The sequence below is a fragment of the Adhaeribacter aerolatus genome, assembly GCF_007991635.1.
GTDB classification, from domain to species: domain Bacteria; phylum Bacteroidota; class Bacteroidia; order Cytophagales; family Hymenobacteraceae; genus Adhaeribacter; species Adhaeribacter aerolatus.
Genome location: NZ_BJYS01000014.1, coordinates 39,589 through 53,537, shown reverse-complemented (window position 1 = coordinate 53,537; position 13,949 = coordinate 39,589). Strand labels below are relative to the sequence as shown.

Sequence of the window (13,949 nt, the reverse complement as noted above, 5' to 3'; positions counted from 1 at the left end):
ATCTGGCTATTCCCCACATTTAAAAAAATCTAAACAGATATCTTATTTGTATAATAAAATTTTATATTTTACAATTCCCTAGCCAACCGGCGCTATTTTTTTGGGTGGCATCTTTTTCCGCGTTTGTTTTATTAAAACTAATCCTGCCCATGAAACCAGTTGTGCAAATATCCCTCGACCTAACCAATATTGACGAAGCACTGGAAACCGCGGCCTTAGCTATGCGCGCCGGGGTGGACTGGCTGGAGGTAGGTACACCTTTGATTCTCGCGGAAGGGCTGCACGGCGTCCGGAAGTTACGGGAAGCTTTTCCGGGAGTGCCGTTGGTAGCTGATTTGAAGACCATGGATGGCGGCTACCTGGAGGCCGAAATGATGGCCAAAGCCGGGGCTACCCACGTGGTGGTAATGGCCCGCGCCCACGCCGAAACCATAAAATGTGTGGTACAGGCGGGTCGCGATTTTGGGGTGAAGGTTATGGGTGATAACATGGTTTGTCCGGACATGGTAGCCGGCGCTAAATGGCTGGAGGATTTGGGCTGCGATTATGTAATTCACCACATTGGCTACGACGAACGCCGGGGTATTGCTGCCCAAGGCCAACGGATGCCCAGTCCGCTGGACCAATTGCGCGAAGTGGTGCAGGCGGTTCAGGTGCCGGTGCAGGCGGTGGGTGGCCTTTCGCTGGAACAAGCCATTCGCTGTCCGGAATACGGTGCCCCACTAGTAGTACTCGGTGCGCCGCTCACGATAGATGCCGATGCCTTTCGCACTGCGGACGGGGACCTGGAAAGCTCGCTGCGGTTGATATGCGAAAAAATTCATGCCTACGGCGATGTTCCGGTGGGCCAGGTTTAAATATTTAAAATATTCTTTGCCTTATGAAATCAGCTGCCGTTGTAAACTATGCCCCGGAAAAAGGCTCCGTTGAGATCCGGGAAATTCCTAAACCCACCATTGGAGAAGACGATGTACTGTTAGAAGTGGCCAACGTGGGCGTTTGCGGCAGCGATCTGCACCAATGGACCGCCGACCACAGCTGGCCGGTGAATTACCCAGTAGTGCTGGGTCATGAATTTGGTGGGCACATTGCGGAAGTAGGCAGCCGGGTAGTGGGTTGGAAAGAAGGGGACCGGGTCGTAAGCGAAACGGCAGCGGTTATCGATCCCAATAATCCCTTGTGCCGCCGGGGGCTTTATAACCTCGATCCTACCCGCAAAGGTTTTGGCTACGGCGTTAATGGCGCCATGACCCGCTTTGTCCGGGTGCCGGCCCGTTGCCTCCACCAGGTGCCTGACACCTTATCTTTTGAACAAGCTTGCCTCACCGAGCCTTGCAGTGTGGCCTATAATGCCGTAGTAGAAAACTCCCGTATCAGGCCCGGCGACCGCGTGGTAGTGCTGGGGCCGGGTACCATTGGCATATTGTGTGCAGCCGTAGCCCGCTTGTGCGGGGCCGAAGTTGCTATTGTAGGTTTAGAAGCTGACCAAAACCGTTTAGAAATTGCGGCGCAATACGGCTGCGTACCGATTATCCGGGAGGCTACAGAATGGGCTAAACAGCGCGATGGCTTAGGAGCTGATTGTATCATAGATGCGGCCGGAGTGAGTGCTACCTTAAATATTGCCCTGCAACTGGTTCGGCCCAACGGCCACATTACCAAGGTAGGGTGGGGCCCGCAGCCGCTGAATTTTTCCCTCGACCCCCTGGTGCAAAAGAATGTAACATTGCAAGGTAGCTTCAGCCACAATTGGCCCATTTGGGAGCGGGTTCTGGCTTTGCTTGCCAGCGGGACTTTAGATGTAAAACCTATAATAGGGGGCGTTTGGCCAATTACCGAATGGCATGAAGCTTTTGAGAAAATGCACCGGGGCGAAGTGGTAAAAAGTGTGCTGAAACCCGTCTGAGCCATGCGCCTCCAGGATAAAGTAATTATTATAACTGGCAGTTGCACCGGCATTGGCAAAGCTATTGCAGAGCGCTGTGTGGCCGAAGGCGCAAAAGTTATCATTCACGGGCTGGAGCCGTACTTAGGCGAAGCCGTAGTAGAAAGTTTAGGTCCGGAAAATGCCCGGCTGCACATCCAGGACCTTACAGACTCTGATGCCCCGGAACAATTGGTGGCTTTAGCTTTGGCGGCTTTTGGCAAACTGGATGCTATAGTTAATAATGCGGCTATGGTGGTGTCTTCGGATATTAATAGCACAGATGCGGAGTTTTTGCGCCGGGTGCTGGAGGTGAATACCGTGGCTCCCTTCATGCTTATTAAAGAATCTTTGCCCCATCTTTCCCGAACCCGTGGCTGTATCCTCAATATTGGATCGGTGAATGCCTGGAGCGGCGAACCGAATCTACTGGCCTATAGCATTTCGAAGGGTGCTCTTCAGACTTTAACCCGCAACCTTGGCGATACCTTGCACCGCGAAAACCGGGTACGGGTAAACCAAATTAATCCGGGTTGGGTGCTGACTGAAAAAGAAGCGCAACGTAAGCAGGAGCAGGGCCTGGCGGAAAACTGGTACGAAGCGGTGCCACCGGTATTTGCACCAGCCGGCCGGATTTTGTGGCCCGCCGAGATAGCCGCTGCCGCCGTATATTGGCTGGCCGATGAAAGCGGCCCCATCAGCGGTCAGGTGGTGGATCTGGAGCAATATCCGTTACAGGGGCGCAATCCACCCAAAGATACTTCCACGCTAGCAACTACTACCAAGTGAAGATTCGATACGGCATCAACTAAACGCATTTACGTACAATATTTCTCATCCTATTAAATATTATTATGCCCCAACTCGCTGCTTTTCCCAAAGCTTTTATGCAGGCCCTTTGTAAAGACGGTACCATGCGGGTTTCCGAATGGATAGATTTAGCTACAGAACTGGATATTGATGGGTTAGAGTGGTATGCAGGATTTCTGGAGATGGCCGATGAAGCAAACTGGCTGCTCTTTCGCCAACAGGTGGAAGAAAAGGGCAAAGTAATTCCCATGCTCTGCTGCTCCCCGGATTTCACGCATCCTGATAAAGCTTTCCGGGACAAGGAAATAGCCAAACAGAAACACTGGATTGATATGGCGCAGGCGCTGGGTTGCACTTATTGCCGGGTGCTCTCCGGTCAGCGCCGGCCGGAACTGAGTGTTGAAGCGGGTATTCAACTGGCCGCTGATTGCATCAACGCGTGTTTGCCTTATGCGCAGGAGCGGGACATTACGCTTATTATCGAAAATCATTATAAAGACGACTTTTGGGAATACCCGGAATTCGCCCAAAAGATGGACGTTTTTTGTGATTTGGTAGACCGCTTGCCGCACCAGAATTTCGGCGTAAACTACGATCCCAGCAATACCTATTTAGCCGGCGAAGATCCCTTGGAATTATTGAGGCGGGTTTCGGACCGGGTAGTTACCATGCACGCCAGCGACCGCTATTTAATAGAAGGTACCCTGGAAGATTTACGACGAGAGGAAGGTGGTGCGTCCGGCTACGCCAGGCGGCTCCGGCACGGCGAAATTGGAAAAGGCCTGAACAATTACAATGCAATTTTTACTGAATTAAAACGTGTCGGCTTTAATGGCTGGATCAGCATTGAAGATGGGGTAGAGGGCATGGACCAACTGGAACGCAGCGTTACCTTTTTGCGCAAAAAAATAGTTGAATTCTGGCCTGAAAATTCAATAAATTGAAATATTTACCTTAAATAATATTAATGTGGAAGCTGTATAGAATTCTAATAGTTGGATGAAACCGCTGTCCTCTGAGAGTTTTTACCAGCAGGTAGTCGGGCAGAAGCTTTAAGAATAGGCGGGCATAACCCGCTAATGGCGCCAGATTCTGTTCTAAACAGAAATACGAAAGAGTATCTCCAGAAATTTAAACTACTTTCCTCTCCTAAATTATTATTCTGCCTAATTATTTTGGTCTGAAGAAGCCATTTGCCGTATCCGGAAGAAAGCCTAAATAAAAACACATGTCCTTTCTGCTTTACGGCGCCAATGGCTATACCGGAAAACTTATTATTCAAAAAGCATTACAACAAGGGTTAAGACCAATACTCGCCGGTCGGTCCGAAAGCAAAATAAAGCCGTTGGCCGAGGCTTACAATTTGCCGTTTCTGGTTTTTTCGCTCGATAATATTTCCGAAGTAGCCGGCCACCTCCAAAATTTTTCGCTCGTGCTAAACTGCGCCGGCCCATTTAGCCAGACGGCCCGACCAATGGTTGAAGCCTGCTTATTAACCAAAACCCATTACCTAGATATTACGGGTGAAATTGAAGTATTCGAAACCATTAAATCTTATCACTGGCAAGCACAGGAAAAAGGGATTGTACTGATGCCGGGCGTCGGGTTTGACGTAGTGCCGACTGATTGTCTGGCCGTTTATCTGAACGAAAAACTACCGGATGCTACCCACCTGGAGCTAGCGATTTGCAGCCTGGGCGGCAGCATTTCCCATGGTACCCTCAGTACCATGATTGAAGGACTAGGAAAAATGGGCGCTGTACGGGAAAATGGTAAAATAATAACGCAGCCGCTGGGTCAGCAAGGTAAATGGATAAATTTTGGCCGGGAGAAAAAATTTGCGGTTACCATCCCCTGGGGCGATGTCTCAACCGCCTATACCTCAACGGGTATTTCCAATATTAAAGTGTATGCAGTTGTTCCCCAACCTATGTTCTATATTCTGAAACTGCAGGGGTTATTCAATCCATTGCTTCGTTCTAAATTGATTAAAAGCCGCCTGCAACAGTATGTCGATAAAAAGGTAACAGGACCTTCCCAAATGCAAAATCAACAAGGCAAATCTTTGGTGTGGGGGCAGGTTAGTAATGGAGAGGGAATATTTGCGGCGGCGCTCCTGCAGTGCTCGGAAACGTATTTATTAACTGCCGAAACAGCTTTAAACATTGTAAGGAAATTGCTTAACCAGCATGATTATTCGGGCTATTATACCCCAGCCAGCTTGTTCGGCTCTTCCTTAATATTGGAAACACCTGGTACCCGTTTAACTAATTTATAGAAATCAGGCGCCAGGGGTATCTGTAACACTCAACAGGTAATATTTGCAAGAATATAGGCTTCCAAATAATTTGGCTGATTTTAGGTAATAGATTTTACCTGCACCAGTTCTTCTTTTTCGGCAGCCACTTTAATTGGGTTTAGTAAGGAGCGTCCCAATCCGGCCCATTCAATAGCTATAATATCGCCGGATTGCAATTGTACCTTTTCGCCAAAACTGAAAGCATCGGCTCCGTAAAAATGAACGTGCGCCTGTCCGGGAACCCGGTGACCCGCGTATTTGAAATGGTGATGTTCTAAATTCTGCAGGCTGTGGGCCATGTTTTTCTCACCGGTTTTTATTTCCTTAGACCAGATTATTTCTTTATTTCGTAAGATGCGCACGCTGCCCGAAATATCCTGGAAGTTGGTGTCTAAAACTAATTCCGGACCTATAGCACAGGTTCGCAATTTAGAAGGAGCGAGGTACAGGTAATTTTTTTTCTCCATCACGTGATCCGAGAACTCATTGCCGGTACAAAAACCTATGCGCCAGGGATAGCCTTCGGAATCTACGAGGTAAGCCCCGGCAATTTCCGGTTCTTCGCCGCCATCGTTGGCGTAAGAAGGTACTTCCAAGGTTTCGCTGTGGCCCCGCAGCATGGCCCCAATCCCTTTGTAAAACCATTCCGGTTGTACACCAACAGTTCCGGCTTCGGGTTGTCCGCCAGCTAATCCCCATAGGTACATCTGCATGCTATCGGTGGGTTTATCTGTTGCAGCCTGGTGCATCATCTGGCGGTTTAATGCGCTGTTTTTATGCGTAAGTCCGGTACCCGAAACAATACAATTCATTGGGTTCTCCGGGTGGTCAAAAGCCGGGAGCAGCCGCCAGTCGGAAAGGCCCTGGTAAACCGCATCATAATCCAGCGTTTCTGCGGACAAACGCGATTGAATAATTGCCGCAACTTTATTTTTTGTGTTAATCGCTTCTAAAGCTAAATTATAAACCGAACGCACCTGCTGTAGCAATACCAGAAAAGGTTCCTGCACCAGGCCCACCTGCCGCCCCAACTGCGGATGCATAATCTGAACCAACCGGATAGAAGTGGTAGTCATTTCTTAAGAATTTGCCTTTACATTAATTGTAATGAGTGATTTCGGAATAAATTTTTTAACTAGATTTTTCCGACCGAGTTTTCAATTCAGGACTTTCTCATTTGTCCATCTTTTTACTTTTAAAATAATAATGGTGTCAAATAGAATCAGATAGAATCTAATTATTTATATTATGAGCTTAATATATTCTACAGCTTGAAAATATAATATTCTAAAGTCAGAACCAACTTAAACTTAAAATATGCTTCTTGCCCTGACTGTTTTATTCGCGTTGGCTTTAATTATTATTGCAATAATTAAGTATGATATTCATCCTTTTCTGGCGCTGTTTGTAGGAGCTATTGTTTATGGTTTACTAGCTGGCATGTCGCCGGATCTGATTCTCACCTCTATTACTGATGGTTTTGGGGGCGTCCTCGGAAAAATAGGATTAGTTATCTTGCTTGGGGTTATTATTGGTACTTTCCTGGAAAAAACCGGTGGCGCCTTTGTTATTGCGCTTCGGGTTTTAGCCTGGATCGGCGAAAAATCGGTGCTGCTGGCTATGATGATTACCGGTTGGATATTGTCCATACCTGTTTTTGGAGACAGTGCCTTTATTATGATGAACCCCATCAGTAAATCACTGGCGATAAAAGGGAAATTGCCTTACGCCGCAACTACGGTGGCTTTAACATTAGGGGTCACGGCTACCCATTCCTTGGTGCCGCCTACACCCGGGCCGATTGCTGCTGCCGGTATTCTGGGGGCGAATTTGGGAATGGTAATTTTCTGGGGCATTATTGTTAGTTCTGTGGCTTTGATTCCTTGTTTCTTTTTTGTTAAGTATTACGTTACCAGGTTCCATCTGGAGCCGCTTTTTGTTCCGGGTGCAGATACCGCCGAAATAAAAAAATATCCTTCCTTAGGAAAAGCAGCCTTACCCATTATTGTTCCTTTGTTATTAATTGTGCTTGCCTCCATTGCCAGTTATCCTTCCCATCCTTTTGGCCAGAATACCTTTACTTCCATTTTAACTTTTATGGGGAACCCCGTAATTGCCTTGCTGCTGGGCGTATTCATGTCTTTTGCGCTACCGGAAAAGTTTGACCGGCAGCTTTTATCCTCGACCGGTTGGATTGGCGATTCGTTAATGGTGGCAGCCCCGGTTATTTTAATTACCGGGGCGGGCGGCGTTTTCGGCAAGATGTTGCAGAATTCCGGCATTGCCGAATTGGTAACCAACAACCTGAGTGGCGCCAACTGGGGACTTTTATTGCCGTTCCTGATGGCACTGGCCTTAAAAACGGCCCAGGGTTCTTCAACGGTGGCTATGATTACCACGGCTTCGATTGTGGCACCGCTGTTGCCGGCTTTGGGGCTGGATACCGAAACTTTACGGGTGTTTGCCGTTCTGGCCATTGGGGCAGGGGCTATTGCTATTTCGCATGCCAACGACAGTTTTTTCTGGGCCATGACCCAGCTTACCGGCATGAATATAAAGGTGGGAAATCAAACCCACAGCCTGGGCACTTTAATCCTGGCCCTGTCATCAATTGTGTTGATTTATATTATTACTTTTTTTATCTGAGGTTAAAAAAACCTCGAACCGCAGCGGCTGCCCGAATAAAATAATCAACGGGCGGTCCAGCCACCGTCAACCGTAAGCATAGAACCGATCATGTAACTGGCGGCATCGCTGGCCAGGAAAATAGCCGCGCCCTGGATTTCCCGCATTTCTCCCCAGCGGCCCAGGGCGGTAGCGCCTACCACAAACTTTTTTCCTTCTTCGGTATCGGCAATAGGCATATTCATTTCGGTTAAAAATGGTCCCGGGCAGATGGCATTTACCTTAATATTATAAGGGGCAAGTTCCAGGGCAAGGGCACGGGTCATCTGCACCACGGCGCCTTTACTGGCCGTATAAGGGGTCCGGTTTGCCAGCCCAACCAGTCCGAGGGTGCTGGCCAGGTTAATAATGCTGCCGCCTCCGGCTTTTTTCAGGTAAGGCGTAACGGCCCGGCAACAGAGCCAGGTCCCGTTTACATTTACCGCCATCACCTGGTTAAATTCAGCCGGGGTTAGTTCATCAATCGGGCCGCGGATATTAATGCCGGCGCTGTTAATTAAAATATCTATTTGCCCAAAAGCTTCCATTGCGGCGGCCGCCATGGCTTCGGTTTGTTCCTGGCTGGTAATATCGGCCCCGAACGAAAGAGCTGTGGTACCATAAGATGCCCTTAATTGTTCAGCGGCCAAGGCACCTTCGGCCGCATTTCTGTTTACCAGCATAACGTTAGCCCCGGCCGATGCCAGACCGGCCGCCATTGCCAGGCCCAGGCCCTTGGAGCCACCCGTTATTATTGCAGATTTGCCGCTTAAATCAAACTGTTTTATTCCCGGGAGGATTGTTGTACCCATTTGGTCGGTTCTGATTTTTATTTTAATGCTAGAGTGTTTTTACTATATTCCAGACAAGCGTTAATATTCTGCTCCTCCACCACCAGTCGCTCTTCGGGTGTTAAATGCGAAACCCGGGGCAAACCCGGGGCATATTGGTGCTGCCGCACCTGCCGGAGCGCCCGGGCCAGTTCGGCTCCGGTTACCCCGCCCAACGTTGGCCAATAATTTTCTTTCAGGCAGGGTATTTCCAGTGGGTCACGGGTAATCATTTCGAGGTTAAAAGTTACCTCCGGATTGTGTTTCTTACAAAGTGCAATAATTTGGGGCAGGTCCAGAATTCCTTTACCCAGCGGCACCTCCGATAATAAAAAACCATCGGCATATTCCTCCAGGGCCATGTCTTTTACATGCGTCGAGAAAACATAAGGTACCAAAGTTTGGATAACTGTATTCGGGTCTTCCAGCAAAGCAATGCTGTTTCCAAAATCAAGGGTTACACCTATCCAGGGACTGTCCAGTTTTTTAAGCATCGCTACCAGCTCATTAGCCAGCCAGTCTTTGTGGTTTTCTAGCGCCAATTTCATTTTATGCTGCTGCAAAACAGGTTCTGCTAATTGCAGCGAAGCCAGGGCTTTTTGCTGCAATTCCCGGAAAGCGGCTTCGGAGTGATAATTTTCGTAACGGCGACCGGAGGAGCATACCGTCCGGAGAACATGGACGCCCGCTGCTTTGGCATTTTTTATTTCCTGGTCAAAACGACCAACATCACTTCTATCTTGCGGTACCGCAATAGAGCCTTCCAGGTACATACCCAGTTTCTCCCGCCGGCGGTTCAACTTTTTAGCAAAGTCAGGGGTCCAGTCTTTTACTATTACCTGCACCCCGCCGGCGCCCAAAGTATGGCAATGCTCCAGAAGGTCTAGCGCATCTTTAAAGCCCGGGTATTTGGGGCTGTTAAGTTTAGATTGCCACCGTTGGCCATAAGAATGCACCACCACCCCCATAGGCCTGTCCTTAAAAAAGCCATTTACTTCGGGTAAAGCCAGAACCATTGTTCCGGCGGCTGCCTTCTGCAAAAAATCTCTTCGGTGCATCTTTAAGCTTGATTTATTAGGTGGCCTGGTATAATATACTTTTATTTTAAGGAATATTATTTCTGGTTTAAATTATTTACTTTCTATGTTTTTGGATTGGCTAATATAATTATTCAGTTCATCTGGTTTCCAGGGGCTAACCCGGCCCTGGGAAGTGTTGCGTGTGCTACCTACGGTGCGTTTTCCTACTGGCCCGGCTTGGTTGCCCCATTCGTTCCGAATATAAGTTAAAATTGCTGTTATCGTGGCATCATCCAGGGTAGAATGGGCAGGCATTACCGGCAGAATTTCCGGCGCATCATAAATTTTGCCGGCTACTTCTACGGGCCCTTCCAGGCCATGTAATAGGATTAAAGCCAAACGTTTTTCATCCCCCAAAACCCAATCGGAGCCTACGAGTGGCGGTGCAAACCGGCTCATGCCCGCGCCATTGGTACTGTGGCAACCGGCGCAGGAGGTAAGGTAATGCTGTCGGCCCAGGGCAAACTGCTGTTGTTGTTCTTCGTTTAAAATATTCTTTTGCTGGGTAATATTAACCGCAGCATTATGGCCGGGCCACCTAAATAAGTCCGTTACAGCGGCTAACCTGCTGGCATCTAGTTTACCGGCAGCCTGCTTAAATATTGCCGGGGCGGAAGTTAGCTGCATAGGTTCCTGTTTATTCAGGCCTCCCATCGATAACCCGGTGAGGACCGCTTTGTGTTGCCAGCCAAAATAAGCTTTCTTATTTTGGTCCGGCTGCTCTAATAAAGCCAGTAAGGAAGCCAGTTCAGCTGATTCGTGCTTGCGGATAATAGCGGTGGCCAGCATCTCCAGGAATATTTCTTTACCTGGTGTGGCAATTTGCCAGCCGGGTAATTTCCAGAGGCGTTCTAAAAAAACAAATTCCTGGTCATCCAAACTACTCAGTATTGCATCCCGCATTAAGGGCAAGTGGTTGTATTTTTCGGAAATCCCGGCTAACAATTGATGCGAAATTTCTGGTTCAAGTACCCGGGCCGTGAGGGCGGTTTGTAATATCTGTTTGATAGGCGTATTCTCCCATTCGCCCATCAGCCTGGTTCCTAAATTTGAGCGGATATTTTTATTTTCCCTGGCCAGCGGTTCCAGTAATCGTAAAGCGGAGGTTCGTATTAGCAGGCTGCCATCATCTAAAGCTTTAAAATATACCTCCGGGCTGTTTACTTGCATACCGGCCAACGCCCAAAGGGCATGTAACCGGCCAAACTCACTTTTGCCGGTTAAAGCCATTTGGGTCAAAGCCGGGATAATGTCCTGGTCATTCCGCTCCACCAACAGCCGTTGCGCCATATCCCGGTGCCAGCCATTGGGGTGCGATAAGTAGGGAACCAATTCTCCGGCCGATAAACCGGAAAGTTTGGCTGAACTGGTGGGTTGCCAGTTTTCCGGCACCACCCGCCAGATGCGCCCCCGGTTAATGGGTTGTACCAATTTCCTGGAGAGGGTTTGTTCCCGCAGGTAAGGGGTAATATAAGCGCCATGCTGCACCAATCCCCGGTACATATCTGCAATATATAGCGCCCCATCCGGACCAGTAGCCAGGTGAACCGGCCGGAACCGTTCATCGGTAGAAGCCAGGAATTCGGTTCCCGGATGCGGATCCTTTGCCGAAAGAAGTAAATCCGCTTCTGTCACTAAATTCCTTTTAATCAGGTTACCCGATGGCTCACATACGAAGACATTGCCGTAATACGCCGGTGGCAAAGCGGTGCCGCGGTAAAATAGGGGAGAACAGGCCGCGGTAAACTCACGCAAACGGCCAGCCTCATCGAGCGTACCCGGAATATAGCCCCGGTTTACGGCCGGATTCGGACGGATAGGATATATACGCCGGTCGATGGTGAGGCCGTGATCGATGCCGGTGGTGGGGCGATGATTTTTGTTTCGGGAAAGATAGTTGGGCGGAACCAGGTCAGCGTGCAACTGCGACCAATTGTAGTTGTAGTATAAACGGCCTTCGTCGTCGTGGCTGATACCCCACTGGCCCCGGTACTCGGTGCTGTCGCGTACCCACTTACCGGCTTGCAGCCGGTACCGGTACCTGGATTTAGCATTATAGTACCAATTATCCAGGCCTCGCCATAAACCATTGCCGGCGTGCTCCGGCAAAGGACTACCGGCATAATCTTTATCAATTAAAGTAATTTTGTCTGCTTTCAGATCGTGGTTAAAATCCTCCGCCAGCCAAAGCGCTTCGTTATGGGCCACCAAGGCTCCGCCCGGCACCAGGGCCAGGGCTCTGGGCATTACCAGGCTGTCGAGAAAAATCCGGCTGGCATCCATTTTCCCGTCGCCATCTGAATCGGTCAGCACCGAAATCCGGCCAATGGGTTCTTTTTCTCCCGTGCCATTTATATCCGGCATAAATCCCCGCATTTCCACCACCCAGAGTCGTCCATCGGCATCAAAAGTTATAACTACCGGGTCTTGTACCAGGGGCTCTGCCGCCACCAGCTGAATTTTTAGACCGGGTTCTAGTTTAAAAGTTGTTAACTCTTGGGCGGGTGTTTGGGCGGGGGAGGGTCCTTCCTCTAAAATATTGCCAGGTTTAGTGGTGCAGCCAACCAGGCCCAGCAGGCAAATATAAATCAAGCAAAACTGATAAAGGTGATTTATCATAAATCCTGATATTTGCTACTTTAGTATTACCTGGTAGAATTACCCAGTTCGCTATTTCAATACCCTTTCGGATGCTGGTTTCTCCAACCTATGCGTTTCCTCTTCTAAAGTCAGCAGGTCAGAATTGAAAATGATAATTCTTGAGATTTATGCCTGGTAAGTTTTTCCATAGCCTTCATTAAGGCTTGGCTACTAAAGCAATATACAAATAATAACAGGCGCTGATATATTTGTTCGGATTAAAATTATATTATAGTAATGGTAGCATTTACAAATAACTACCAGTTGGTAAATGACATCTATTATTTAAAGTTGGCTTTCCTGGTTTTCAGATTTTGTTTTGTCCTGGGCTGTTATATCCATGAAGTTCAAAAATTAAAGAACATACTTTGTATATTTAAGAAGTATTCTACCTGATGCTTTAAACTGATGTTAATTATGAAAGCAAAAACTTCTATTTTATTTTTAATATTCTTCGGGCTGGTGCTTGGATTTAATTTTGCCTGGAGCCCCTGGCTGAATCTGCAGGCCTCTACTGTAGGGTTGGCCCCAAAGGCAGGACGTTTTTTATATGTAGCTGTGCCGGGAATCCGTAATTACCTGGGCTATGGCGGCCACGGCTTGCTGGTTTTTGATATGGATAATGGGCATAAATTTGTGAAGCGCATTAAAACCCAGGGCTTAAGCCGGAACGGTAAACCAGCGAACGTGAAAGGAATAGCGGTCAGCGTGCCACTTAATAGTATTTATATCAGCACATTGGGTACCCTACAGCGCATAGACCTCACTACCGAAAAGGTATTGTGGGAGAAACCCTACGAAGGTGGCGCCGACCGGATGGCCATTTCTCCGGATGGTAAAACCATGTATCTTCCCTCTTTAGAGAAAACTTTCTGGAACGTGGTTGATTGCGAAACAGGGAAGTTGCTAAAGAAAATAGAAGTAGTGGGCCGGGCGCATAATACCATTTATGGTCCTTCCGGAGATTTCGCTTATTTAGCCGATATTGCTTCGCCGTTGCTGCATGTAGCCGATACCAAAACCCATACGATTGTGAAAAAGGTAGGTCCTTTTAGTAATGGCATTCGCCCCTTTACCATCAACCATAATGAAACGATGGTTTTTGCGACGGTGGATAGCCTGCTGGGTTTTGAAGTAGCCGACCTGAAGACGGGTAAGTTCCTGGACCGGGTAATAGTAGAAGGCTGGAACAAAGGTCCGGTCCGGCGACACGGCAATCCGAGTCATGGGATTGGCCTCACGCCGGATGAAAAAGAAATTTGGCTGGCCGATGGCCATAACATGCGCCTGCATATTTTTAGTGCCGAAAAACCTTATCAGCAATTAACCACCATTGCTTTACAGGATATGCCCGGTTGGATAACCTTTAGCATGGATGGTAAATATGCTTACCCATCGAGCGGGGAAGTAATTGAGGTTAAAACCCGTAAAATCCTGATGACGCTGAAAGATGAGTTTTACAACCAAGTAGCCAGCGAGAAAATGGTAGAAGTTCAACTAGCCGGCAATAAAGTAGTTAAAGCGGGTGATCAGTTTGGCATTGGGCGAGCCACCAAAAAAGTAGTTGTTAATTAATAATATTTTGATTGAGGTTTTCGGCAAGAAATCTGGTCCAAATAATATTTAGGATAAATAGTTCTCTTTAGCCCATTAAACAGTAAAATTTATCAATCATTTTCCTTTTTCGGCTGTTTGCTTGATTG

11 protein-coding genes are annotated in these 13,949 nt (G+C 48.1%); 7 read left to right on the top strand and 4 right to left on the bottom strand.

The annotated features are described in order from the left end of the window. Positions 1 to 149 precede the first annotated feature (149 nt). From AAE02nite_RS10300 to AAE02nite_RS10280, 5 genes are all read left to right on the top strand, one after another. The gene (locus AAE02nite_RS10300) at positions 150 to 857 is read left to right on the top strand and encodes an orotidine 5'-phosphate decarboxylase / HUMPS family protein (RefSeq protein WP_146897646.1); all 708 of its coding nucleotides are present in this window, start codon (positions 150 to 152) and stop codon (positions 855 to 857) included. Between the two features lie 23 nt (positions 858 to 880). Beyond that, positions 881 to 1,906: a zinc-binding dehydrogenase gene (locus tag AAE02nite_RS10295; RefSeq protein ID WP_146897645.1), complete on the top strand. Its 1,026-nt coding sequence runs from the start codon at positions 881 to 883 to the stop codon at positions 1,904 to 1,906. A gap of 3 nt (positions 1,907 to 1,909) precedes the next feature. Next, entirely contained in the window at positions 1,910 to 2,713 is an 804-nt protein-coding gene (locus AAE02nite_RS10290; RefSeq protein ID WP_146897644.1) for an SDR family NAD(P)-dependent oxidoreductase, read from the top strand. 65 nt (positions 2,714 to 2,778) lie between these two features. After that, positions 2,779 to 3,678 carry a sugar phosphate isomerase/epimerase family protein gene (locus AAE02nite_RS10285; protein WP_146897643.1) on the top strand — a complete coding sequence of 300 codons (900 nt, stop codon included), beginning with the start codon at positions 2,779 to 2,781 and terminating at the stop codon, positions 3,676 to 3,678. Positions 3,679 to 3,962: 284 nt separating this feature from the next. Then, positions 3,963 to 5,012, top strand: coding sequence for a saccharopine dehydrogenase family protein (locus AAE02nite_RS10280; RefSeq protein WP_146897642.1), 1,050 nt, complete (start codon positions 3,963 to 3,965; stop codon positions 5,010 to 5,012). 80 nt (positions 5,013 to 5,092) lie between these two features. On the opposite strand, the gene araD1 is transcribed toward AAE02nite_RS10280, so the two are convergent. Continuing rightward, positions 5,093 to 6,109 carry an AraD1 family protein gene (gene araD1, locus AAE02nite_RS10275; protein WP_146897641.1) on the bottom strand — a complete coding sequence of 339 codons (1,017 nt, stop codon included), beginning with the start codon at positions 6,107 to 6,109 and terminating at the stop codon, positions 5,093 to 5,095. Between the two features lie 241 nt (positions 6,110 to 6,350). On the opposite strand from araD1, the gene AAE02nite_RS10270 reads away from it, so the two are divergent. Further along, positions 6,351 to 7,679, top strand: coding sequence for a GntP family permease (locus AAE02nite_RS10270; RefSeq protein ID WP_146897640.1), 1,329 nt, complete (start codon positions 6,351 to 6,353; stop codon positions 7,677 to 7,679). 44 nt (positions 7,680 to 7,723) lie between these two features. Here AAE02nite_RS10270 and AAE02nite_RS10265 read toward each other — a convergent pair whose 3' ends face one another. From AAE02nite_RS10265 to AAE02nite_RS10255, 3 genes are all read right to left on the bottom strand, one after another. Beyond that, entirely contained in the window at positions 7,724 to 8,509 is a 786-nt protein-coding gene (locus tag AAE02nite_RS10265) for an SDR family NAD(P)-dependent oxidoreductase (RefSeq protein ID WP_146897639.1), read from the bottom strand. A 17-nt stretch (positions 8,510 to 8,526) separates the two neighbouring features. Beyond that, positions 8,527 to 9,585, bottom strand: coding sequence for a sugar phosphate isomerase/epimerase family protein (locus tag AAE02nite_RS10260; RefSeq protein ID WP_146897638.1), 1,059 nt, complete (start codon positions 9,583 to 9,585; stop codon positions 8,527 to 8,529). 72 nt (positions 9,586 to 9,657) lie between these two features. After that, a complete protein-coding gene (locus AAE02nite_RS10255; protein WP_146897637.1) occupies positions 9,658 to 12,225 on the bottom strand; it encodes a DUF7133 domain-containing protein in 2,568 nt (855 codons plus the stop codon). Between the two features lie 438 nt (positions 12,226 to 12,663). Between AAE02nite_RS10255 and AAE02nite_RS10250 the strand changes: the two genes are divergently transcribed. Further along, entirely contained in the window at positions 12,664 to 13,821 is a 1,158-nt protein-coding gene (locus AAE02nite_RS10250) for a YncE family protein (protein WP_146897636.1), read from the top strand. The last annotated feature ends 128 nt before the right edge of the window (positions 13,822 to 13,949 follow it).